The sequence below is a fragment of the Streptomyces sp. NPDC004284 genome (assembly GCF_042874035.1).
In the GTDB taxonomy this organism is placed as follows: domain Bacteria; phylum Actinomycetota; class Actinomycetes; order Streptomycetales; family Streptomycetaceae; genus Streptomyces.
This window is the reverse complement of the sequence record NZ_JBIAMJ010000001.1, coordinates 151,590-172,119: the sequence shown is the minus strand read 5'-3', so window position 1 is coordinate 172,119 and position 20,530 is coordinate 151,590. Positions and strand designations below refer to the sequence as shown.

General features: G+C 73.4%; 11 protein-coding genes. 2 read left to right on the top strand and 9 right to left on the bottom strand.

The window, feature by feature from the left end; translation table 11 throughout:
* Positions 1-235: 235 nt before the first annotated feature.
* The 3 genes from ACFYUS_RS00840 to guaA all read right to left on the bottom strand — a co-directional run bounded on the left by ACFYUS_RS00840 (position 236) and on the right by guaA (position 4,189).
* Positions 236-1,468, bottom strand: a complete 1,233-nt coding sequence (locus ACFYUS_RS00840; protein ID WP_388844175.1) for a hypothetical protein — start codon at positions 1,466-1,468, stop codon at positions 236-238.
* Positions 1,469-1,654: 186 nt separating this feature from the next.
* Positions 1,655-2,443 carry a class II aldolase/adducin family protein gene (locus ACFYUS_RS00835; RefSeq protein WP_388844173.1) on the bottom strand — a complete coding sequence of 263 codons (789 nt, stop codon included), beginning with the start codon at positions 2,441-2,443 and terminating at the stop codon, positions 1,655-1,657.
* A 153-nt stretch (positions 2,444-2,596) separates the two neighbouring features.
* Entirely contained in the window at positions 2,597-4,189 is a 1,593-nt protein-coding gene (gene guaA, locus ACFYUS_RS00830; RefSeq protein WP_388844172.1) for a glutamine-hydrolyzing GMP synthase, read from the bottom strand.
* 357 nt (positions 4,190-4,546) lie between these two features.
* On the opposite strand from guaA, the gene ACFYUS_RS00825 reads away from it, so the two are divergent.
* Positions 4,547-4,849 carry a chorismate mutase gene (locus ACFYUS_RS00825; protein WP_388844170.1) on the top strand — a complete coding sequence of 101 codons (303 nt, stop codon included), beginning with the start codon at positions 4,547-4,549 and terminating at the stop codon, positions 4,847-4,849.
* Positions 4,850-5,649: 800 nt separating this feature from the next.
* Here the strand turns inward: ACFYUS_RS00825 and ACFYUS_RS00820 are convergent.
* The 6 genes from ACFYUS_RS00820 to ACFYUS_RS00795 form a co-directional block, all read right to left on the bottom strand.
* A complete protein-coding gene (locus ACFYUS_RS00820) occupies positions 5,650-7,464 on the bottom strand; it encodes a GMC oxidoreductase (RefSeq protein WP_388844168.1) in 1,815 nt (604 codons plus the stop codon).
* 40 nt (positions 7,465-7,504) lie between these two features.
* Entirely contained in the window at positions 7,505-9,190 is a 1,686-nt protein-coding gene (locus ACFYUS_RS00815; protein ID WP_388844166.1) for a succinic semialdehyde dehydrogenase, read from the bottom strand.
* 223 nt (positions 9,191-9,413) lie between these two features.
* Complete coding sequence (locus tag ACFYUS_RS00810) at positions 9,414-11,039, bottom strand: serine/threonine-protein kinase (protein WP_388845939.1); 1,626 nt, start codon at positions 11,037-11,039, stop codon at positions 9,414-9,416.
* Positions 11,040-11,244: 205 nt separating this feature from the next.
* Positions 11,245-14,493, bottom strand: coding sequence for a protein kinase (locus ACFYUS_RS00805; RefSeq protein WP_388844164.1), 3,249 nt, complete (start codon positions 14,491-14,493; stop codon positions 11,245-11,247).
* Between the two features lie 159 nt (positions 14,494-14,652).
* Positions 14,653-17,001 (bottom strand): protein kinase, encoded by a 2,349-nt coding sequence (locus ACFYUS_RS00800; RefSeq protein ID WP_388844162.1) that lies wholly within the window; start codon positions 16,999-17,001, stop codon positions 14,653-14,655.
* Between the two features lie 236 nt (positions 17,002-17,237).
* A complete protein-coding gene (locus tag ACFYUS_RS00795) occupies positions 17,238-18,974 on the bottom strand; it encodes a glycerol-3-phosphate dehydrogenase/oxidase (RefSeq protein ID WP_388844160.1) in 1,737 nt (578 codons plus the stop codon).
* A gap of 311 nt (positions 18,975-19,285) precedes the next feature.
* Between ACFYUS_RS00795 and ACFYUS_RS00790 the strand changes: the two genes are divergently transcribed.
* Positions 19,286-20,527 carry a nucleotide sugar dehydrogenase gene (locus ACFYUS_RS00790; RefSeq protein ID WP_388844158.1) on the top strand — a complete coding sequence of 414 codons (1,242 nt, stop codon included), beginning with the start codon at positions 19,286-19,288 and terminating at the stop codon, positions 20,525-20,527.
* Positions 20,528-20,530 lie beyond the last annotated feature (3 nt).

Sequence of the window (20,530 nt, the reverse complement as noted above, 5' to 3'; positions counted from 1 at the left end):
GCCCGGGCCGCGCAGGCCCTCGGCACCGCCCGGGTCGCCGGTCCCGTCGGAGCTGAGCAGGCCGCCGGTCACGCCGGGGCCACGCAGGCCGCCGGTGCTGCCGGGGCCGTTCGTGTCGTGCGGTCGGTCCGTCTGTTCCGTCATCGTCGGTCACCTCTCCACGCCCCGTACGACTGTTCGCGGAACGATTCTCCTCGTACCTGGTGCCTGGGATGCGGGAAGGGGGGCCGGACGTTCAGTCCACGATGTCGATCATGACCCGGTTGGTCTCCACGCCGGCAGCGGTGACGACCGAGACCTCCACGCGGCCCGGTTCGACGTCCGCCGGGAGGGGGACGGTGAGGGTCGTGTCGGTGGGGTTGGCGAAGCCGCCCGGGACCGGGACCAGCGGTACGTGGGCGTGGACGGGGCCGATGCGGACGACCAGACGGGTCAGCGGGTCGGGGGCACCGGCGCCGGGCGGGACGAAGCCGCAGCCGCGGATCTCGATGTCGTCTCCCGTGCGGATCGGGGCGTCGAGGTCGCCGGCCTCCCGGGACCGGACCACGGAGTGGATCGCGGGGCGGACGCCCTCGGTGCACTTGGCGGCGAGGTGCCAGGCGGCCGAGACGCCGACGAGCAGGACGAGGGACCAGGGCACCTCGGGGAGCCGCTCGGGGTCGCGGGCCAGACCGACGGCGGCCAGGGCCAGGACGGCGCCGGAGATCAGGAGGTACTGGACGTCGGCGAGGGCGGCCCGGCCGTTGTCGTCGCAGACCAGGTCGGCGGCGCGTGGGCGGTCGGCGCGCACCTTCTGGAGGCGGCCGGACGCGATCCCGAGGGAGACGACGAGACGGGCGGTGACGGTGACGGAGGCGACGAGGGCGAGGACGGTGAGGAGACCCGCGGCACGGGACAGGGTGAAGGCGGTCGCGCCCGGCGACCGGAAGGCCAGGAAGAGGAGGACGTATCCGAGGGACAGCAGCCAGCCGGCGGCGACGGCGCGGGTGGTGGAGAGCCGGTTGTCCTCGCCGATCAGAGGGGCGAGGAGGCCGCCGCGGGCCCGGTGGGCGTGGGCGGCGGCGCTGAGGAGGACGGCGAGCAGCAGGGCGGTGCAGAGGCCGGCCGTGCGGGTGCCGGTCCAGCCGCCGTCGACGGCGGTGAGGGCCTGGCCGAGGAGGAGGGCGAGGACGGCGCCCCAGACCGCGCCGAGGCCTCCGCGCCGTACCCGGTCGAGCCAGGCGGGTCCGGCCTCCCGGCCGCGTGCGGCCACCGCGCGGGCGGACTGGGCGAGCTCGTCGGAGACCCACTGGCGGGCGGCGACCGGCGAGTGGGCGACGGCCGCGGGGACGCCGTGCCCGGCGGCGAGCTCGTCGCGCCGGGCGAGGAAGGCGGCGACGGCGCGTCGGTGCCCGGCCTGCCCGCAGTGGGCGCAGCCGGCGCAGGCCGTCGCGTGCTCGCCGTACTGTCTCGCCTCTTGAACCGCCACGGTGCTCACTCCCGAGCTCACTTCACGGCCCGCGTCGATGCGTACCGGAGCGCCCCGGAGGGCCAACCAGCCGTTGATTCCACGGAATTGTGCCGTACCGGCGGCTTCCGCGCCTGCCGCGTGCGCCCCGCCGGAGAGTGATTGCCGAGCCATCTCATTGACGTACAGAAGGGTGAAGCGATGGTGTTACGACAGGAGTTCGGGGTCCGTTCGGCTGATCCTGCGCCACAGGGGCTGGTAGTTGATCCAGGCGACGAGGTCGCTGCCGAGCTGTTCCCGGGTGGCGACCGCGTCGCGGTGGTCGATGAGCACGGGCTTGCCGGCGGCCCGCGCGGCCAGCTGCACCTGGGCGGAGCGTTCCAGGGAGATGAACCACCAGGCGGCCGCGTCGACGGAGGTGCCGACGGTGAGCAGTCCGTGGTTGCGGAGCACGATGGCCTTGAAGGTGCCGAGGGCGATGGCGATCCGGCGGCCTTCCTCGGCGTCCACGGTGACGCCGGTGTAGGCGTCGTAGAGGGCGTGGTCCTGGTAGAAGGCGCAGGCCTCCTGGGTGATCGGGTCGAGGAGTTCGCCGAGCGCGGCGAGGGCCCGCCCGTGGACGGAGTGGGTGTGGGCGACGGCGACGGCGTCGGGCCGGGCCCGGTGGACCTGGGCGTGGACGGTGAAGGCGGCCTGGTTGACGTGGTTGCCGCCCCAGACGACCTGCCCCTCGCCGTTGACCAGGATGAGGTCGCTCGCGGTGAGCTCCTCGAACGGCGCCCCGAAGGGGTTCACCCAGAAGCAGTCGGGATGCTCCGGGTCGCGGGCGGTGATGTGGCCCGAGACGCCCTCCTCGTACCCGAGCCGCCCGAAGAGCCGGAGAGCGCCCGCGAGCCGCTGCTTGCGATGGGCGCGTTCCTCCTCGGCCGTCGCGTGGACGGGCGGCAGGGCGAAGTGGAGCCGTTCGACGGGGACGGGGTCCGGTATCACGCTCATGCGCCGGAAGGTAACGCCCGGCCGGTCAAGTCACCAGAGTCAGGACGTGAACACGGCGAAGCCGCCGCCCCTTCGCGGGGGCGGCGGCTTCGGCCGACTCGGAGAGCAGGCTCGGCGAGCAGGCTCGGGAGCGAGCTCACGGAGCGGGAGGGATCACTCCCACTCGATGGTGCCCGGCGGCTTGCTGGTGACGTCGAGGACGACACGGTTGACGTCGGCGACCTCGTTGGTGATGCGGGTCGAGATCTTGGCGAGCACCTCGTAGGGCAGGCGCGACCAGTCGGCCGTCATGGCGTCCTCGGAGGAGACGGGGCGCAGCACGATCGGGTGACCGTAGGTGCGGCCGTCGCCCTGGACGCCCACCGAGCGGACGTCGGCGAGCAGGACGACCGGGCACTGCCAGATCTCGCGGTCGAGGCCGGCCGCGGTGAGCTCCTCGCGGGCGATGGCGTCGGCCTCGCGCAGCAGGTCCAGGCGCTCCTTGGTGACCTCGCCGACGATGCGGATGCCGAGGCCGGGGCCGGGGAACGGCTGGCGCTGGACGATCTCCTCGGGCAGGCCGAGCTCCTGGCCGACCATCCGGACCTCGTCCTTGAACAGCTGGCGGAGGGGCTCGACGAGCTCGAACTCGATGTCGTCGGGGAGGCCGCCCACGTTGTGGTGGGACTTGATGTTGGCCGTGCCGGTGCCGCCGCCGGACTCGACGATGTCCGGGTAGAGGGTGCCCTGCACGAGGAAGGCGACCTCGGGGCCCTCCTCCTGGAGGATCTCCAGCTGCGCCTGCTCGAAGACGCGGATGAACTCACGGCCGATGATCTTGCGCTTGGTCTCCGGGTCGGAGACGCCGGCGAGGGCGTCGAGGAAGCGCTTCTCCGCGTCGACGACGACCAGGCGGGCGCCGGTCGCGGCGACGAAGTCCTTCTCGACCTGCTGGGTCTCGCCCTTGCGCATCAGGCCGTGGTCGACGTAGACGCAGGTGAGCTGGTCGCCGATGGCCTTCTGGACGAGGGCCGCGGCCACGGCGGAGTCGACGCCGCCGGAGAGGCCGCAGATGGCGCGCTTGTCGCCGACCTGGGCGCGGATGGCCGCGACCTGCTCCTCGATCACGTTGCCCGTGGTCCAGCTCGGCTCGATGCCGGCGCCGCGGTAGAGGAAGTGCTCCAGGATCTGCTGGCCGTGCGTGGAGTGCAGCACCTCGGGGTGGTACTGGACGCCGTACAGCTTCTTCTCGTCGTTCTCGAAGGCGGCGACCGGCACGACGTCCGTGGAGGCGGTGACGGTGAAGCCCTCGGGGGCGGCGGAGCAGGCGTCGCCGTGCGACATCCACACCGACTGCTCGACCGGGGTGCCCTCGAAGAGGGTGGAGCCGGCCTTGGTGACGTGCAGCGGGGTCCGGCCGTACTCGCGGGCGCCCGTGTTGTCGACGGTGCCACCGAGGGTCGTCGCCATCAGCTGGAAGCCGTAGCACATGCCGAAGACGGGGACGCCCGCCTCGAAGATGGCGCGGTCGAGGCGCGGGGCGCCCTCGGCGTACACGGAGGACGGGCCGCCGGAGAGGATGATCGCCTTGGGGTTCTTGGCCAGCATCTCGGCCACCGGCATGGTGGACGGGACGATCTCGCTGTAGACCCGCGCCTCACGGACGCGACGGGCGATGAGCTGGGCGTACTGGGCGCCGAAGTCGACAACGAGGACTACGTCCGGGTTGGAGACGTCGGGCGCGGCAGCGGGAGTCGCTGATGACACTACGGCGGCCTTCCGGCGGTAGGAGAGGTTCCCTGGGGGGTCCCTCAGGGGTTCCCTGGGGTTCCCTCGAAAGGGGGGCTATTTGTCGATTCTACCGGCGCGCCGGTGTCGCTTTTCGTCTCACCATCCGAACCCGGGTTGTTCCGGGCCGGGCGAAGGGGTCCATACTGTCGCCATGCGCAAGTACTCGACCTTCGTCTTTACCTATGGCAACCGGCCCACCGGCTGCCATGGTCGTGCTGCTTGAGCAACTGACAAGCGACTTCCCAGGCGCCCCGGGCCGACAAGGCCCGGGGCGTTCTGCTTGTCTCCGGGCCGTGTCGCTCCAGGGCGTCCGACACCCCGAGGAGCCCCACCATGACGAACACCGCCACCGCGAAGACCCTCGCCGAGCAGACCGGCGCCCGCACCGACGAGGCGGCGACGCTGATCGGCGACGCCCGTGAGCGCATCGACGCCCTCGACGACCGGATCATCGGCCTCATCCAGGAACGGATGGCCGTCTCGGCCGTCATCCAGGAGGCCCGGATCTCCTCCGGCGGCCGCCGGGTGAACCTGACCCGCGAGATGGAGGTCCTCGGCCACTACCGGGACGCCCTGGGCAAGCCGGGCACGACGCTCGCGATGACGATGCTGGAGCTGTGCCGGGGCCGCATCTGAGGAACGGTTCCAAGGGACGGCGCATCCGAAGGCCACGCCCGAGGGACGGGTTCGAGGGATGCATCCGAAGGCCACGCCCGAGGGACGGGTCCGAGGGACGCATCCGAAGGCCGCGCCTGACGGAGGGATCCGAGGGACGCATCCGAAGGCCGCGCCCGACGGACGGGTCCGAGGGGCGCATCCGGGTGTGCTTCCGTACCCGAGTTCGGTCCCGCTCTCACCCGTACGGCGCGTGACCGGCTCCGGCCGGGCTTCGTTGGTCCGGGTGTCCGTGCCAGCCAGGGGCGGGCCCGATTGAAACCACGCGTGGCTTCGCTGGGGCGTGTGGCGTACCTCTCCGGTACGTCGTGGGACCTCGCACCAGCGCGTGTGACCGGACAGCAGGGGACAGCAGCCCGGTCACCCAGAAAGGGCGGTCGGTCCCGGGGACGCCCGGGGCCGGCCGCAACCGGCCGACCTCACCGATCCTCCCGTTCCCCTGATCCCCCCGACCTCCTCCGTCCTCCTGATCTCCTTCCTCCCCTCCCCCCGCGGCGCACCCCCCGGCGCCGCTCCGCTCGGCACCGCCGCTGCCCTGACACCGGTGCCGGCCCGAGGGCCCCGCGCCGCGACCGGAATCGCGAGCGTGGGGCCCTTCTCGTCCCCACCCCCACAGGACGTGACGCGCGTCACATGAAGATCCTGCGCAACCGCTACAACCAATCGCGGGGGCCGGAGGTCATCTATGCAGCAACACCAAAGCTGGAAGGGCGCTGCACTCGGAGGGGGGTGCAGCGCCCTTTCTGCTGAGCAGGTGGGGGTCAGCCCTTCTTCGGCGGGACCGCCGGGATCCCCAGGAACGGCAGCCGCAGGGCGCCGAAGGCCTCGGACGGGACGGCGGGGGACTTCGGCTCGATCGCCGAGAGCCGTACGTACGCCTCCCCCTGCCGCGGGCGCGGGTCCTCCTCGCCCTTGTTCGGCCAGAAGGACATGGCGCGCTCCGCCTGGGCCGTGATCGTCAGGGACGGGTTGACGCCGAGGTTGGCGGAGACGGCCGCGCCGTCGACGACGGAGATCCCCGGGTGGCCGTAGAGCCGGTGGTACGGGTCGATGACGCCGGTCTCGCCGTCGGCGCCGATCGGGCAACCGCCCAGGAAGTGCGCGGTGAGCGGGGTGCCCATGAGCTCGCCGACGTTGGAGCCGGCGAAGCCGTTGATCTCCTCGGCGAGGAGGGTGGCGGCCTGGGTGGCCTCCGGGATCTGGACCGGGTTCGGCGCGCCGTGTCCCTGGCGGGCCGTGAGCAGGCCCTTTCCGAGGCCGCCGGGCTTGCGGTAGGTCGTGAGGGAGTTGTCGAGGGACTGCATGACCAGGCCGATGATGGTGCGCTCGGACCAGTGCCAGTTGGAGAGCGAGCGGACGGCGAGGGTCGGGTGCTTGAGCAGGCCGAGGAACCAGTTGCGCACCCGGTGGGCCCCGTAGGGCACCTGGAGGACGGTCAGGCTGCCCATCGAGTTGGAGCCCTTGCCGTACCGGACCGGCTCGATGTGGGTGTTCTCGTCCGGGTGGACGGACGAGGTGATGGCGACGCCCCTGGTGAAGTCGGCCTTCTCCTTGCCGTGCCGCTTGCGGTAGCGGCGGTCGGTGGTCTGGGCGCCGACGAGGCCCTCGGAGTTGGTGCGGGTGAGTTCGCCGAGCCGGTTGGAGATCCGGGGCAGCAGTCCGCTGTCCTTCATCCGGTGCAGCAGGGTCTGCGTGCCGTACGTGCCGGCCGCGATCACCACGCGGCGGGCCGTGAAGGTCCGGCCCCTGCCCTTCCTGCGGTTGTCGGTGGGCAGGGTCTTCACCGCGAAGCCGCCCCGCGAGTCCTCGGTGACGGTGACGACGGTGGTCATGGGGTGGACGGTGGCGCCCGCCTTCTCGGCGAGGTACAGGTAGTTCTCGTTGAGGGTGTTCTTGGCGCCGTGGCGGCAGCCGGTCATGCACTCGCCGCACTCGGTGCAGGCGCGCCGGGCCGGGCCCGCCCCGCCGAAGTACGGGTCGGCGACCTCGCCGCCGGGCTTCGCCCTCGTCGTGCCGTCGGCGTCGTCGCCGTCACCGAAGAAGACGCCGACGGGGGCCATGTGGAAGGTGTCGCCGATGCCCATGGCCTGCGCGGCGGACTTCAGGTGCACGTCGGAGGGGGTCATCGTCGGGTTGAGCCGGACGCCCAGCATCCGCTTCGCCTGGTCGTAGTACGGCCCCAGCTCGTCCTGCCAGTCCGTGATGTCCTTCCACTGCGGGTCGTCGAAGAAGGGCTTGGGCGGTACGTAGAGGGTGTTGGCGTAGTTGAGGGAGCCGCCTCCCACGCCGGCGCCCGCGAGGACCATGACGTTGCCGAGCAGGTGGATGCGCTGGAGGCCGTACAGACCGAGGGCGGGGGCCCACAGGAAGTTCTTCACGTCCCAGGAGTTCTTCGGCAGGGTCGCGCGGGTGAAGCGGCGCCCGGCCTCCAGGACGCCGACCCGGTAGCCCTTCTCGGTGAGGCGGAGGGCGGTGACCGAACCGCCGAAGCCGGAGCCGACGACGAGGACGTCGTAGTCGTAGCCGCCCTCCGGGCCGTCCTCGGCCTGATTCTGGGCAGGGGGTACCGCGGTCATGGCTCTCCTCGTGCGGAAGGGGTGGGGGAAGGACGGGGCGTCAGCGCAGGCGCAGGGCCTTCATCGCCTTCAGGGACACGCTCATGAACGCGGCGTACTTCTCGTCGTCCATCCCGAAGGAGGGCGCGAGCGGGATCAGCCGCTGCTGGGCGACGGTCTGGGCCTCGGTGTACTTGAGGATGCCCTCGGAGCCGTGGCGGCGGCCGAGCCCGGAGTCCTTCATGCCGCCCATCGGGGACTGCACGCTGCCGTACGCGGGCGCGTACCCCTCGTTGATGTTGACGGTGCCGGTGCGCAGCCGGGCCGCGACGGCGTGGCCGCGGCGCGAGTCCTTCGTCCAGACGGAGGAGTTGAGGCCGTACGGGGTGGCGTTGGCGAGCTCGACGACCTCGTCCTCGTCCGTGAAGCGGTAGACGGAGACGACCGGGCCGAAGGTCTCCTCGGCGCAGACGGCCATCGGGGCCTCGACGCCGTCGAGGATGGTCGGCTCGTAGAAGAGGGGGCCGATGTCGGGGCGGGCGACGCCGCCGGCGAGGAGCGTGGCGCCCTTGGCGACGGCCTCCTCGACGTGCCGGGTGACGGCCTCCATCTGCCGCTCGCCGACGAGGGAGCCCATGTCCGCCCCGTACGCGAGGGAGCTGCCGAGCCGCATGGCCTTGGTGCGGGCGGTGAAGCGCTCCAGGAAGGCGTCGGCGATCGACTCGTGGACGTACAGCCGCTCGATGGAGATGCAGAGCTGGCCGGCGGAGGAGAAGCAGGCGCGGACGGCTCCGGCGGCGGCCTTCTCGATGTCGGCGTCCTGGAGGACGAGCATCGCGTTCTTGCCGCCGAGTTCGAGGGAGACGCCGACGAGCCGGTCGGCGGCGCCCCGGGCGACCTGGCGGCCGGTGTTGGTGGAGCCGGTGAAGGAGATGTAGTCGCCGTGCTTGACGACCTCGGGGCCGACGACCGGCCCCTCGCCGAGGACGACCTGGAAGACGCCGGCGGGCAGTCCGGCCTCGATGAGCAGGTCACGGGCCCAGAGCGCGGTGAGCGCGGTCTCCGTGTCGGGCTTCATGACGACGGCGTTGCCCGAGACGAAGGCGGGGAGCGCGTCGCCGACGGAGAGCTCCAGCGGGTAGTTCCACGGCGCGATCTGGCCGACGACCCCGCGCGGCTGGCGCAGCTCGGTGACCTTGGTGAGGGTCGGCACGACGCCGGTGTGGCGCTTGGCGCGCAGGTAGGAGGCGGCCTTGCGGCCGTAGTGGCGGGCGGCGACGGCCACCGCCTGGACCTCCTCGTGGGCGTGCAGGCGGGCCTTGCCCGTCTCCAGCTGGATGAGGTCGAGGACCTCGGCCTGCCGCTGGAGGATCAGGTCGTGGAAGCGCAGGAGGACGGCGGCGCGGACCTTCACCGGGGTGGCGGCCCAGGCGGACTGGGCGGCACGCGCGCGCGTGAAGGCCTCGGCGACGTCCTCGGGGGTGGACTCGGGCAGGTCCGCCAGCTTCTCCCCGGTGAAGGGGGTGTGGTTGGCGGTCCGGCCGGAGCCGACGACGCCCCGCGTGAGCCGGGCCACCAGCTCGGGCGTCACGACGTCGGCGGCGGTCCGCGCGCCGGCCGGCGCGGGCGCGACCGGGTTGGTCGCGCCGGCGGGGGCGGCCGGTCGGGCCGCCTCGGCGGCGGTGTCGGCGGCGGTGTCCGCGTCGGCGGGAACCGTGGGGGCGGCGGGGGCCTGCGAGTCCGTCATGACGCCGAGCGTAGGCCGCGTTCCGACCTTTGGGTACCCGTCGGTAACGCGTTTTCACCCTCTACACACATCACGCCAGCGATCACTGGCATATAAGCCCTGATCAGGGGCTTACGGTCGCCGGAGGCCGGGCACGGAGATTTCTCCGCCCCTCGGACCTCCGACGACGAGGACCTTGGACCTCCGGCACCCGAGACCCTCGGACCTCCGGCGCCCGAGACCCTCAGGCCTCCGGCGCCCGCCAGTGCTGGAGGACGATGTCGAACTGCTCCCGGGTGGTCTCCCAGCTCGACTCCGGCGAGGACATGTAGATGGCGTACTCGGTGCCGTCGTCCTCGTAGTACATCTGGTCGATCGCATGCCGCGGCCCGGGGAAGGTCTTCTTCTCGGTCCAGGTGAACTCCCACTGGCAGGAGCGGACCTGGTCGCGGTAGGTGGTCTGGTCGAGCTTGACCCGGTTGTAGTCCATGCGCTTGCCCAGCTGACGCTCCAGGTCGATGGCGTGCATGTACGGGTTCTCGAAGTCGGGGCTCCTGTCGATGCTGATCCGGATGCGGTGGCGGCCGTTGTCCGGGGTGTAGTCGATCTGGTCGCCCTCGGTCTGCCGCTTCCAGCCGTCCGGTACGAGGAGGCTGAAGCCCTCCGGGTCCTTGACGCGGTGCCAGCCGGCCGGAATGCCGTCCCCGGCGTCCTTCTTGGTGGCGGGGGCGGTCGGCGCCGTCGTGGTCCGCCCGCCGGCCTCACCGCCGCCGGGGGTGCGGTCGCCGCCCGCGTAGTTCATGGCGGCGAAGACGGCACCGCCGGCGACGACCCCGGCGAGCAGCGCGGCGAGAACGGCGGAGCGCCAGCGCCCGCGGGGGGACGGAGGCGGGGAGGAGGGGATGAGGGTGGGATGCGACGGGGAAGGCTGCTGGGGTACGGGAGACGGCTGGGGCTGCTGAGCCGGCTGGGGCCACTGCGCGGTGGTCTTCGGCGGCCCGCCCGCCAGGACCTCCGTACCCGTGCCGTCCGCCTCGCGGGCCTCGTCCGCCGCCGAGTCCAGCTCCTCCCTGGCCACGCGCTGGGTCGGCACGTACGCCTGGGCCGCCGTCGGCGTGCGCCCCTCCATCGCGTCGAGCAGCATCCGCTCGGCCTCGTCCGCGCGCGGCCGCTGCGCCGGGTCCTTGCGCAGCAGGGCCACGATGACGGGGGCCAGCGGCCCCGCCTTCTGCGGGTGCGGCGGCTCCTCGGTCACCACGGCCTGCATGGTGCTGATCGGGGAGGTGCGGCGGAACGGCGAGGTGCCCTCCACCGCCGTGTACAGCGTCGCGCCGAGGGACCAGAGGTCGGAGGCGGGACCCGGATCGCCGCCCTGTACCCGCTCGGGCGCCAGATAGTCGATGGAGCCGACGATCTCACCGGTCCGGGTGATCGTCGAGTCCCCCTCGATCGCCGCGATCCCGAAGTCGGTGATGAGGACGCGCCCGTCCCGCGCGAGCAGGACGTTGCCCGGCTTGACGTCCCGGTGCAGCACCCCGGCCGCGTGCGCGGCGCGCAGCGCGCCGACGACGTGCAGCCCGATCCTGGCCGCCTCGCGGGGCTCGATCGTGCCGGCCTCCTTGGCGGCGTCGGCGAGCGAGGGCCCGTCGACGTACTGCATCACGATCCACGGCCGGTTGTCGTGCTCCAGGACGTCGTGGACGGTCACCACACCCGGGTGCGTGATCCGTGCGGCGGCCCGCGCCTCCTTCTGCGTGCGGGCGTGCAGAACCAGGCGGTCGGCCTCCGCCACGAACCGGCCCGCCGTCAGTTCCTTCACCGCCACCACGCGGTGCAGCACCTCGTCGTGCGCGCGCCAGACCTTCCCCATGCCGCCGCGTCCGATGGACTCGCCCAGCCGGTAGCGACCGGCGAGCAGCAGCCCCGACCCCGTGCTCTGAGAAGCGCTCTGAGAATGTTCCACTTGCCCCCGCCCGTTCCTTCTGATGCAAGGTTACGGAGGGGGGTACGGAAGACGGAACCTCGGGGCGGTCATAGGAACAGCACTGTGACCGGGGGCCGATGGGCCATCCGGGTCACCGTCCCGGGCGGAACCCCTTCGTGGCCTGCTCGTAGATCTCGGACACCTTGTCGCGCTCGCCCTCCGGGCCGATCACCTGGACGACGTAATACCGGCCGCCGTCGATCAGCGCGAGATTGCGCACGAACACCTCGCGGCCCGTGCTGTCCGGCCAGGTGTACGTCCCCTCGGCCGTCGGCGTCCGGCCGATGTCCACCCGGCGCGCCTTCTCCACCTGCGACCAGCTGGTCGACCGGTACGGCTCCAACTCGCGCTCCTTGGAGTTCTGGTACTCCAGCGGGTCGGAGCCGTTGTCCTGGACGCCGTCCCGGCCGGGGACGACGATCAGCGTGAAGCCGCCTCCGGTGTAGCGCACTTGGCCCACGTCGTTGATCGGGCTGCGCCGCCATCCCTCCGGGACCCCGATCCGGAAGCCCTCCGGGTCCTGCCGCAGGACGTACCCGGCGGCGAGCGCGGGCGCCGAAGGGTCCGCCGGGGGCGGGGTGGTGGCCGGCTTCCCGGTCGGCTCGGTGGTCGGTTTCGCGGTCGGCTTCGCGGTCGGTTCGGCGGGCTGCTCCGTGGTCGGCTTCGCGGTCGCCGACGGACCGGTCGCGACCGGCGTACGGGGCTGCTCGCCGCCGGGCTTGAACAGGACGACGTACGCGGCGGCTCCCGCGAGCAGCAGGAGGACGAGGATCAGGAGCGTACGGCCCAGGGAGCGCGGGGCGCCCGGGGCCCGGGAGGACGACGTGCGGGGGGAGGAGCGGGGCGCGCGGGGCGCACGCGGGGCGCGCTGCGGGATCTCCTCGTCGAAGTCCTCGTGGAACGCCTCCCGGAAGCCGTCCCGGGCCCCCTCCCGCGGCTCCTCGCGGAACTCCTCCCGGAAGTCCTCCCGAAACTCCTCGCGGTAATCGGGCTGTACGCGCGCGCGGCCGTACTCGTCGTCGTGACCGAGGCCGTGGTCGTGGTCGTGGTCGTGACCGTCGTCGTGGCCGAGACCGAGGCCGTGACCGTCGTCGTGGCCGAGACCGAGACCGAGGCCGTGGCCAAGGCCGTCGTCCTGCTCGGGTCCGTGCTCGAAGCCCCGCGGGTCCTCGTGCAGGGCCGCCGGGGGCACGTCCTTGGCGCGCTTGGTGCGGTGGCGGCCCGCCCCCGCGCGCCCGCGCCACCGGCGCACCAGCTCGCCGCGCCGGCGCACGATCGGCAGCCGCGCCTCGTCGAAGGACGGCGGCGGTACGGCTCCGAGCCCGGCCTCCGGCTCCGGCGCCGAGCGGACGAGGGAGCGCAGCCAGCCGCGCAGCTCCTCGAAGTCGGGCCGCTCGGTCGGGTCCTGACGCAGCAGCGACTCCACGACCGGGCGCAGGGGCCCGCACTCCTCGGCGAAGGCGGGCGGTTCGGCGCAGACCAGCTGGACGAGCTCGGCCGCGTTGTCCTCGGGGTACGGGGCGTGGCCCTGGACGGCCCGGTAGAGGAGCGCGCCGAGCGCCCACAGGTCGGTCGCGGGGCCGATGGGCGGGGCGAGGCGCCAGTTCTCGTGCACGGGACCGGCCTGCTCGGGCGCCCAGCGCTCGGTCACGGCGCCGACGACCGCGATCCGGGTCTGGCGGGCCCGCTCGGCGGCCAGCCGCGTGGTCGGGCCGCGGTACGCCTGGGCCGGGATCGCGACCGGCGCCTCCTCGCGGGGGCCTGCGGGGGCGGGGAGGCGCGCGGGCTCCGGGGTCGCCGCCGTGTAACCGGCGGGCAGCGCCGGGCGGCCCGAACCCGGCAGTAAGGAGCCGCCACCGGCCGGAATCGGCCCGGAGCCGTCCCGCGAGGCGTGCGGGCCGTCGCTCCAGCTGCCGGCCAGCATCACGCGCGGCGGCGGGCCGGCCTGCGGACCGCCGCCGTACGGCTCGTCGCCGTCGTCCTCGTCGTCCTCGTCGTCCGCCACCTGCGCCCACCACTGCGGCTCGGGCGCGCCGGCCGCCGGCGCCGTCGGCGGGGGCGGGGGCGGCCCGGGCGTCTCCGGCGGCGCGGGGCGCTGGACGGGCAGCTGCCCCGTCTCGCCGAGCCGGGCGGCGGCTCGCGCACCGGCCCGGTACGCCGCGATGGCCCCGGCCCGCGCGGCCCGTACGTCGGCGGTGGGCGGCACGGCCAGGGGCTGCGTCTCCGCGGGCCGCGCATAGGGGTCGACGTCGCCGTAGGGGCCGCTGCCGTAGGGGCCGAGGGGGCCGGCCCCCGCCACGGGCGGCTCGCCCCCGTCCGGCTCCTCGCCGGCCTCCTCGTAGGCCTCCGCCTCGAAGCCCTCGGAACCCTCGAAGTCCTCGGAGCCGTACTCCTCGGCCGGCGCGTGCCATTCGGACGCCGGCTCGGGAGCGTACGGCTCAGGTGCGTAGTACGGCCCGGGCGCGCGCACCTCGCCGCCCTCGTGAGCCCCGGCCCCGTACTCGTACGCCCCGTACTCGTACGCCTCGGCCTCGCGCGTCTCCGCCTCGTACGCCTCGGCCTCGCGCGTCTCCGCCTCGTACGCCTCGGCCTCGTACGTCTCCGCCTCGTAGACCTCGGGGTCGTACGTCTCGGGCCCGCTCGCCCCGGCCTCGTACGGCTCCGTCTCGTACGTCTCCGGCTCGTACGCCCCGCCCTCGTACTCCTCCGTCTCCCCTGCCGGGGGCGCGAACTCGTCGGCCGGTTCCGGGACCGGTGCGTAGCCGCAGAGGGCCTCCTCGGCGGCGCCCACCGCGAGGCCGGTGAGGACGACGCGGCCGTCGTCGCAGACGAGGACGGTCCGGGAGGTGATGTTCCGGTGGACCCAGCCGTGGGCGTGGAGCGCGCGCAGGGCGGTGAGGACGTCGGCGCCTATCTCGGCCGCGCGGTACGGGTTGAGGGGCCGCTCGGCGAGGAACGCGGCCAGCGGTCTGGCGGCCACGCGCTCGCTCACTATCCACAGCGAGCCGGCCTCCGCGAAGACGTCGAAGACCTGGTCGAGGAGGGGGTGGTCGGGGACCTGCGCGGCGGCCTGGGCCGCCTCGATCGCCCGGCGCACGACGGGCTCGGCCGGCCGGCGGGTGGCCGCGCCCGCGGCGCCGTAGGGGCCGGCGGGGCCGCCGCTCCCGTCGAGCACCTCGGCGTCGACGAACTCCGGCAGCGGCACCTGGCGGATCAGGACCTCCTGCCCGCTGTACGTGTCGAACGCGCGCGTCTCCACCGGTTCGTACGCGTCGGCGTCCGCCGGCGGCAGTGGCAGGCGGTAGCGGTCGGCGAGCACCCTTCCCGCGTAGTCGTCCACGACGCCTCCCCACGCGCGCACGCTGTTCCCCCGTGACCCCGCGGATCCCTCGGGATCGGGCGGGATCACCCGACTCCGTCAGTTCCGGTCCGGCACCGTGCAGTTGACGTTTCTTTTCGGCTGCGTTCGGTCCGCGGTTCTCACGATACGTGGCGCCGGTCAGTCCTTGGGGCTGAACGTGGCGAACGCCGTCTCCCGCAGCGTCTTGCACCCCGCGCCGTTCCACTCGTCCGCCGCGCAGCTGACCATGATGGAGTAGCCGTGCCGGGCGTCCACCTTGAAGCCGCGGTTGAGCACGTGGACGCGGATGCCCTTCTGGGTGCGCTCGAACTCCCAGTCGGCGACGGTCGGGTAGCCCTTGTACGAGACGGACCGTATGCCGATGTGCTTGTAGTCCTGGCTGGTGGCGGCCACGCCGTACCGGGCCAGCTCCCAGGCGTTCGCCGCGTCGTCCTTCGGGCTGCCGTTGTAGTCGACCTGGACGCGCGGGAAGCCGCCGCTCTCGCTGAATATGGCGCCGAGGGAGTATCCCGGGATGGTGCTGAGCTTGAAGGCCGAGGGCATGGCCATCGAGAAGTGGAGCCGGTCGTTGCTGACGAGGCCGTACCCGGCGGGCAGCTTCGCGCCGGCGTCGCCGATGGGCTTCGTGGAGGGCGTGGTGCCGTTCTGCCCGTCCGTGGACCCCGTCGTCGTGCCGTCGGCGCCGGTGGACCCCGTGGCGCCGTTGTCGCCGGGCTGCACGCCGCCCTGCTGGCCGGGGCCGCCGGACGACTGGCCCTGGGCGCCGCCGGAGCCGGCGGAACCGTCCGCGCCTCCGGCCGAGGCGCCGGCCGAGGCCGTGGTGCCCCCGCCGCCCTTGCCCTGGTTGCCCTCGTCGCCCCCGCCGCCGAGGGAGACCGCGAGGATCGTCCCGAGCACGGCGAGGACGGCGACCGCGGCGATGATCACCAGGGTGCGGCGCGGCACGACGTCGGTCAGCGGCGCACGGGCCGGGGTCGGCTTGCCGCCGCCCCGCAGCGGCTCGGTGGCCAGCCTCGGCGCCGGCTTCGGCTCGGCCTTCGCGGAGGCCGCAGCGTTCCGTACGGAGTTCAGCGCGCCCCGCATCCGCTCGGCGGCCGCGTCGGGCCCCTTGTCGCCCGCGGGGGCGACGGGAGCCTGCTCGGGGCGCGGCGGCAGCGGTATGACGGCGGTGGCCTCGGGCGAGACCACGGGCGCCGGCTCGGGCGCGTCGAGCACGGCCCGCAGCAGGACCCGGGCGCCGGCGTCGTCGAGGCGCTGCGCCGGGTCCTTGGCGAGCAGGCCGTAGATGACCTTCTCCAGCTCGGGGCCGGCGTTCTTCGGCGGGTCGACCGGCTCGGTCATCACGGCCGTGAGGGTGGCGATGGCGGAGCCCTTGTCGTACGGCGGGCTGCCCTCGACCGCCGCGTAGATGAGGCCGCCCAGCGACCACATGTCGGCGGCCGGGCCGGGCTTGTGGCCGCGGGCACGCTCCGGGGAGATGTACGAGGGGGCGCCGACGAGCATGCCGGTGGAGGTGATCGAGGGGTCGCCCTCCACCTGGGCGATGCCGAAGTCGGTGAGGACGACCCGGCCGTCGTCGGCGATCAGCACGTTGGACGGCTTCACGTCACGGTGCAGGATGCCCTCGCGGTGCGCCGAACGCAGCACGTCGAGGATGGCGAGGCCGACCTCGGCGGCGCGCCGGGGCGTGAGCGTGCCGTCCTCGCGTACGGCGTCCGCGAGGGACTTGCCCTCGATGAGCTCCATGACGATCCACGGGCGGTCGTCCTCGTCGACGACGTCGTAGACGGTCACGGCGCCGTTGTTGCGGATCCGGGCGATGGCCTTCGCCTCGCGCAGGGTCCGGGTGATGAGGCGTCGCTTCTCGTCCTCGTCGATGCTGTTGGGGAAGCGGAGCTCCTTGACGGCGACGGTACGGCCGAGGGTCTCGTCGACGGCGCGCCACACGGTGCCCATGCCGCCGCGCCCCAGGATCACGCCGAGCCGGTAGCGGCCCGCGAGCAGCCGTCCTTCACCGGCCGGCTCCTTGCGGAACCTGTCGCCGCCGCGCGCGGTTCCGGTGCCCGTCCGGCGGTCGCTCTCGCCGTCGCCGTCCCCGGCGCCGAAACCGGCCCGACCGGTCGACGGCTCGGTCCCGCGCAGCCTCCCGGCCACGACGGCCCCGTCACCATCGGTCCCGGCCCCGCTCGCGTCCGTCGCCCGGCCGGCCTCCGCGCCCTGAGAGTCCTTCACGTCCGAAGCGACCTCCGCGCCCGCCGCGGGCTTCGCAGCCTCCGCGGCCGTCACGGCCTCCGCGGGCTTCGCGTCCTCGACGCCCCGCTCCGGCTCGCTCCCGCCCTCCGGGCTCTGCGCACCCCGGTTGACCTGCGCGTCCTTCGCGTCTCGCGCGGCCGGAACCGCCCCTCGGTCGCCGTCGGTCGCGGCCCCCGCGGCGGCGTCCCGCCTGGGGTCCCTCGCCGTGTCCCGCGACTGCTCCGCCTCCGACATGCGTCCCCTCTGCGATCCCTGATCTGCGCCGCGTCTGCCGCTTCCCGCGCGATGCGGTAACCCGCCCTGGAAGAGAGGCCATTGTCCCTCACCTCGGGACGGGTGCCGCCCCCGGGTCCGCACTCCGGGATACGACGCCTCCCACGGCCCCGAGGTTCCCACGGCACACCGCCCCCTCGGACCTCCCCTCCACACCTCCCCTCCACACCTCCCCCGACCCTCCCCCGGACCTTCCATCAGATGGGCACGATGTCCGGCGCCCCCAGGCGCGCGGCGTCCGCCGTCAGGTCGTCGGGCTGCCGCTGCGACTCGCGCTCCGCCTCCACCCGCTTCTCGTAGTGCTCGATCTCCTTCTCGATCTGCCGGTCGTCCCAGCCGAGGACCGGCGCCATCAACTCCGCGCACTCGCGGGCGCTGAGCGTGCCCCGGTCGAAGGTCTCGATGGAGATCCTGGTCCGTCTGGTGAGGACGTCGTCGAGATGGCGCGCGCCCTCGTGGGAGGCGGCGTAGACGATCTCGGCGCGCAGGTAGTCGTCGGCCGCCGCGAGCGGTTCGCCGAGCCCGGGGTCGGCCGCGATCAGGGCGAGGATCTCCTCCGTCAGGGAGCCGTAGCGGTTGAGGAGATGCTCGACCCGGACGACGTGCAGGCCGGTTCTCGCGGCGATCCTGGCCCGCGCGTTCCACAGGGCGCGGTAGCCCTCGGCGCCGATGAGCGGGGTGTCCTCCGTGACGCAGGGGGCGACCCTTCCCCAAGCACTTCGTGCAGGGGATGCCCCAGGATCGAGTCCGTGCACCGCCTCGTCGACGGCGTCCTTCGCCATCACGCGGTACGTCGTGTACTTGCCGCCGGCGACGACCACGAGGCCGGGGACCGGGTGGGCGACGGTGTGCTCCCGGGAGAGCTTGCTGGTGGCGTCCGACTCGCCGGCGAGGAGGGGGCGCAGGCCCGCGTAGACGCCCTGGACGTCGTCCCGGGTGAGCGGGGTGGCGAGCACGGTGTTCACGTGCTCCAGGAGGTAGTCGATGTCGGCGCTGGAGGCGGCGGGGTGGGCCTTGTCGAGGTCCCAGTCGGTGTCGGTGGTGCCGACGATCCAGTGGCGTCCCCAGGGGATGACGAACAGCACGGACTTCTCGGTGCGCAGGATCAGTCCGGTGGTCGAGTGGATGCGGTCCTTGGGCACGACGAGGTGGATGCCCTTGGAGGCGCGGACGTGGAACTGGCCGCGCTCCCCGATGAGGGCCTGGGTGTCGTCCGTCCACACGCCGGTGGCGTTGACGATCTGCTTGGCCCTGATCTCGTACGCGACGCCGGCCTCGACGTCCTGGACGCGCGCGCCGACGACCCGCTCGCCCTCGCGGAGGAAGCCGGTGACGCGGGCGCGGCTGGCGGCCTCCGCGCCGTAGGAGGCGGCCGTGCGCACGAGGGTGGTGACGAAGCGGGCGTCGTCCATCTGGGCGTCGTAGTACTGGAGGGCGCCGACGAGGGCGTCCTTCCTCAGGCAGGGCGCGACGCGCAGGGCGTTGCGCCGGGAGAGGTGCCGGTGGACGGGGAGCCCGCGGCCGTGACCGGAGGAGAGGGACATCGCGTCGTACAGCGCGACGCCCGAGCCGGCGTAGAACCGCTCCCAGCCCTTGTGCTGGAGGGGGTAGAGGAAGGGGACCGGTTTCACCAGGTGGGGTGCGAGCCGCTCCAGGAGGAGTCCGCGCTCCTTGAGCGCCTCCCGCACGAGGGCGAAGTCCAGCATCTCCAGGTAGCGCAGGCCGCCGTGGATGAGCTTGCTGGACCTGCTGGAGGTGCCCGAGGCCCAGTCGCGGGCCTCCACGATGCCGGTGGAGAGTCCTCGCGTGACGGCGTCGAGGGCGATCCCGGCGCCGACCACTCCGGCGCCGACGACCAGCACGTCCAGCTCTCGCTCGGCCATGGCCGCGAGCGCCTCGGCGCGCTCGGCGGGTCCCAGTGTCGCTGTCCTCACGCTGCTGCCTCCCGTCGTCCCCCCTCGGTCCCGCCCGCCGCACGCCCCGCACGCGCCAGGGCCGTACGCGACGTACACGAGCGGCGAACCGGGCCCGTGTGGTCCGGCTCACAGCTCGATTCTGGCCCGCCCCCGCGAGTTCAGCCACCGCCTCACCGCCGACCTGTGGATAACACTCGGCGATCTTCGGCTCCACAATGCCGCATATCGGTCATATTTACGCCTAGTCTGACATTGCGCTCGCCCCGTTCTGTCCACCGGGCTTGCGCGTCGCGCTCCCTCCGGCTACCGGGAAGGACGGCCCACCCTTCATGCCCGCTGATCTCGCCGTCATCGGCCTCGGCCACCACGGACTCCCCCTGGCCCAGGCCGCCACCGCCGCAGGCATCGACACCATCGGCTACGACACCGACCCCCGCCCCGTCGCCGAACTCGCCGCCGGACGCGCCCCGGTCGACGGCTCCCTCACCACCCCCGAGATCCGCCGGATGCTCGCGGGGGGCTTCCGGCCGACCACCGACCCCGCCGAGCTCGGCCGGGTCCGCACGGCCGTCCTCTGCGCCCCGACCTCCCTCGGGCCCGACCGGACCCTCGACCTCACCGCCGTCACCGACGCCGCCCGCGCGCTCGCCGCCCGGCTGCGCCCCCACACCACCGTCATCCTGGAGTCCCCGGTCCCCCCGGGCACCACCGAGGGCCTCCTCCGCGAGGTCCTGGAGACGGGCTCCGGCCTGCGCGCCGGGCGCGACTTCCACCTCGCGTACTCCCCCGGCCGCCTCGACCCCGGCAGCCGCACCCACGGCTACACCGGCACCCCCAAGGTCCTCGGCGGCCTCACCCCGGCCTGCACCGAGTCCGCCGCCGCCTTCTACGGCCGGCTCACCGACAAGGTGGTACGCGCGCGTGGCCCCCGCGAGGCGGAGACGGTCAAGCTCCTGGAGACCAACTTCCGGCACGTCAACATCGCCCTCGTCAACGAGATGGCGGTCCTCTGCCACGAACTCGGCGTCGACCTGTGGGACGTCATCCGCTGCGCCGAGACCAAACCCTTCGGCTTCCAGGCCTTCCGCCCCGGCCCCGGCGTCGGCGGCCACGGCGTCCCCGTCGACACCGTCGGCGCCCACCGCCCGCTCCGCCTCGTCGAACTCGCGGGCCAGGTCAACGAGCGCATGCCGCAGTACGTCGTCCAGCGCGCCGCCACCCTCCTCAACGAGCACGGCAAATCGGCCCGCGGCGCCCGGATCCTGCTCCTCGGCATCACGTACAAGCCCGACCTCCCCGACCGACAGGGCTCCCCCGCCGACGAGATCGCCCGCCGCCTCATGGACCTGGGCGCGACCATCAGCTACCACGACCCCCACGTCCCCGACTGGCGCGTCCGCGACCTCCCCGTCCCCCGCGCCGACTCCCTCTACGAGTCCGCCGCCCACGCCGACCTCACGGTCCTCCTCCAGCACCACCGCACCTACGACCTCCAGGGCCTCTCGGTGAAGGCCCAGCTCCTCCTCGACACCCGGGGCGCCACCCCGGCGGGGGCGGCCCACCGCCTCTGAGGA

Coding starts and splice junctions, on each gene's coding strand:
- ACFYUS_RS00800 (WP_388844162.1), bottom strand. CDS start 17,001: ATGTCGGAGGCGGAGCAGTCGCGGGACACGGCGAGGGACCCCAGGCGG.
- ACFYUS_RS00790 (WP_388844158.1), top strand. CDS start 19,286: ATGCCCGCTGATCTCGCCGTCATCGGCCTCGGCCACCACGGACTCCCC.
- ACFYUS_RS00825 (WP_388844170.1), top strand. CDS start 4,547: ATGACGAACACCGCCACCGCGAAGACCCTCGCCGAGCAGACCGGCGCC.
- ACFYUS_RS00820 (WP_388844168.1), bottom strand. CDS start 7,464: ATGACCGCGGTACCCCCTGCCCAGAATCAGGCCGAGGACGGCCCGGAG.
- ACFYUS_RS00815 (WP_388844166.1), bottom strand. CDS start 9,190: ATGACGGACTCGCAGGCCCCCGCCGCCCCCACGGTTCCCGCCGACGCG.
- ACFYUS_RS00835 (WP_388844173.1), bottom strand. CDS start 2,443: ATGAGCGTGATACCGGACCCCGTCCCCGTCGAACGGCTCCACTTCGCC.
- ACFYUS_RS00810 (WP_388845939.1), bottom strand. CDS start 11,039: ATGGGGAAGGTCTGGCGCGCGCACGACGAGGTGCTGCACCGCGTGGTG.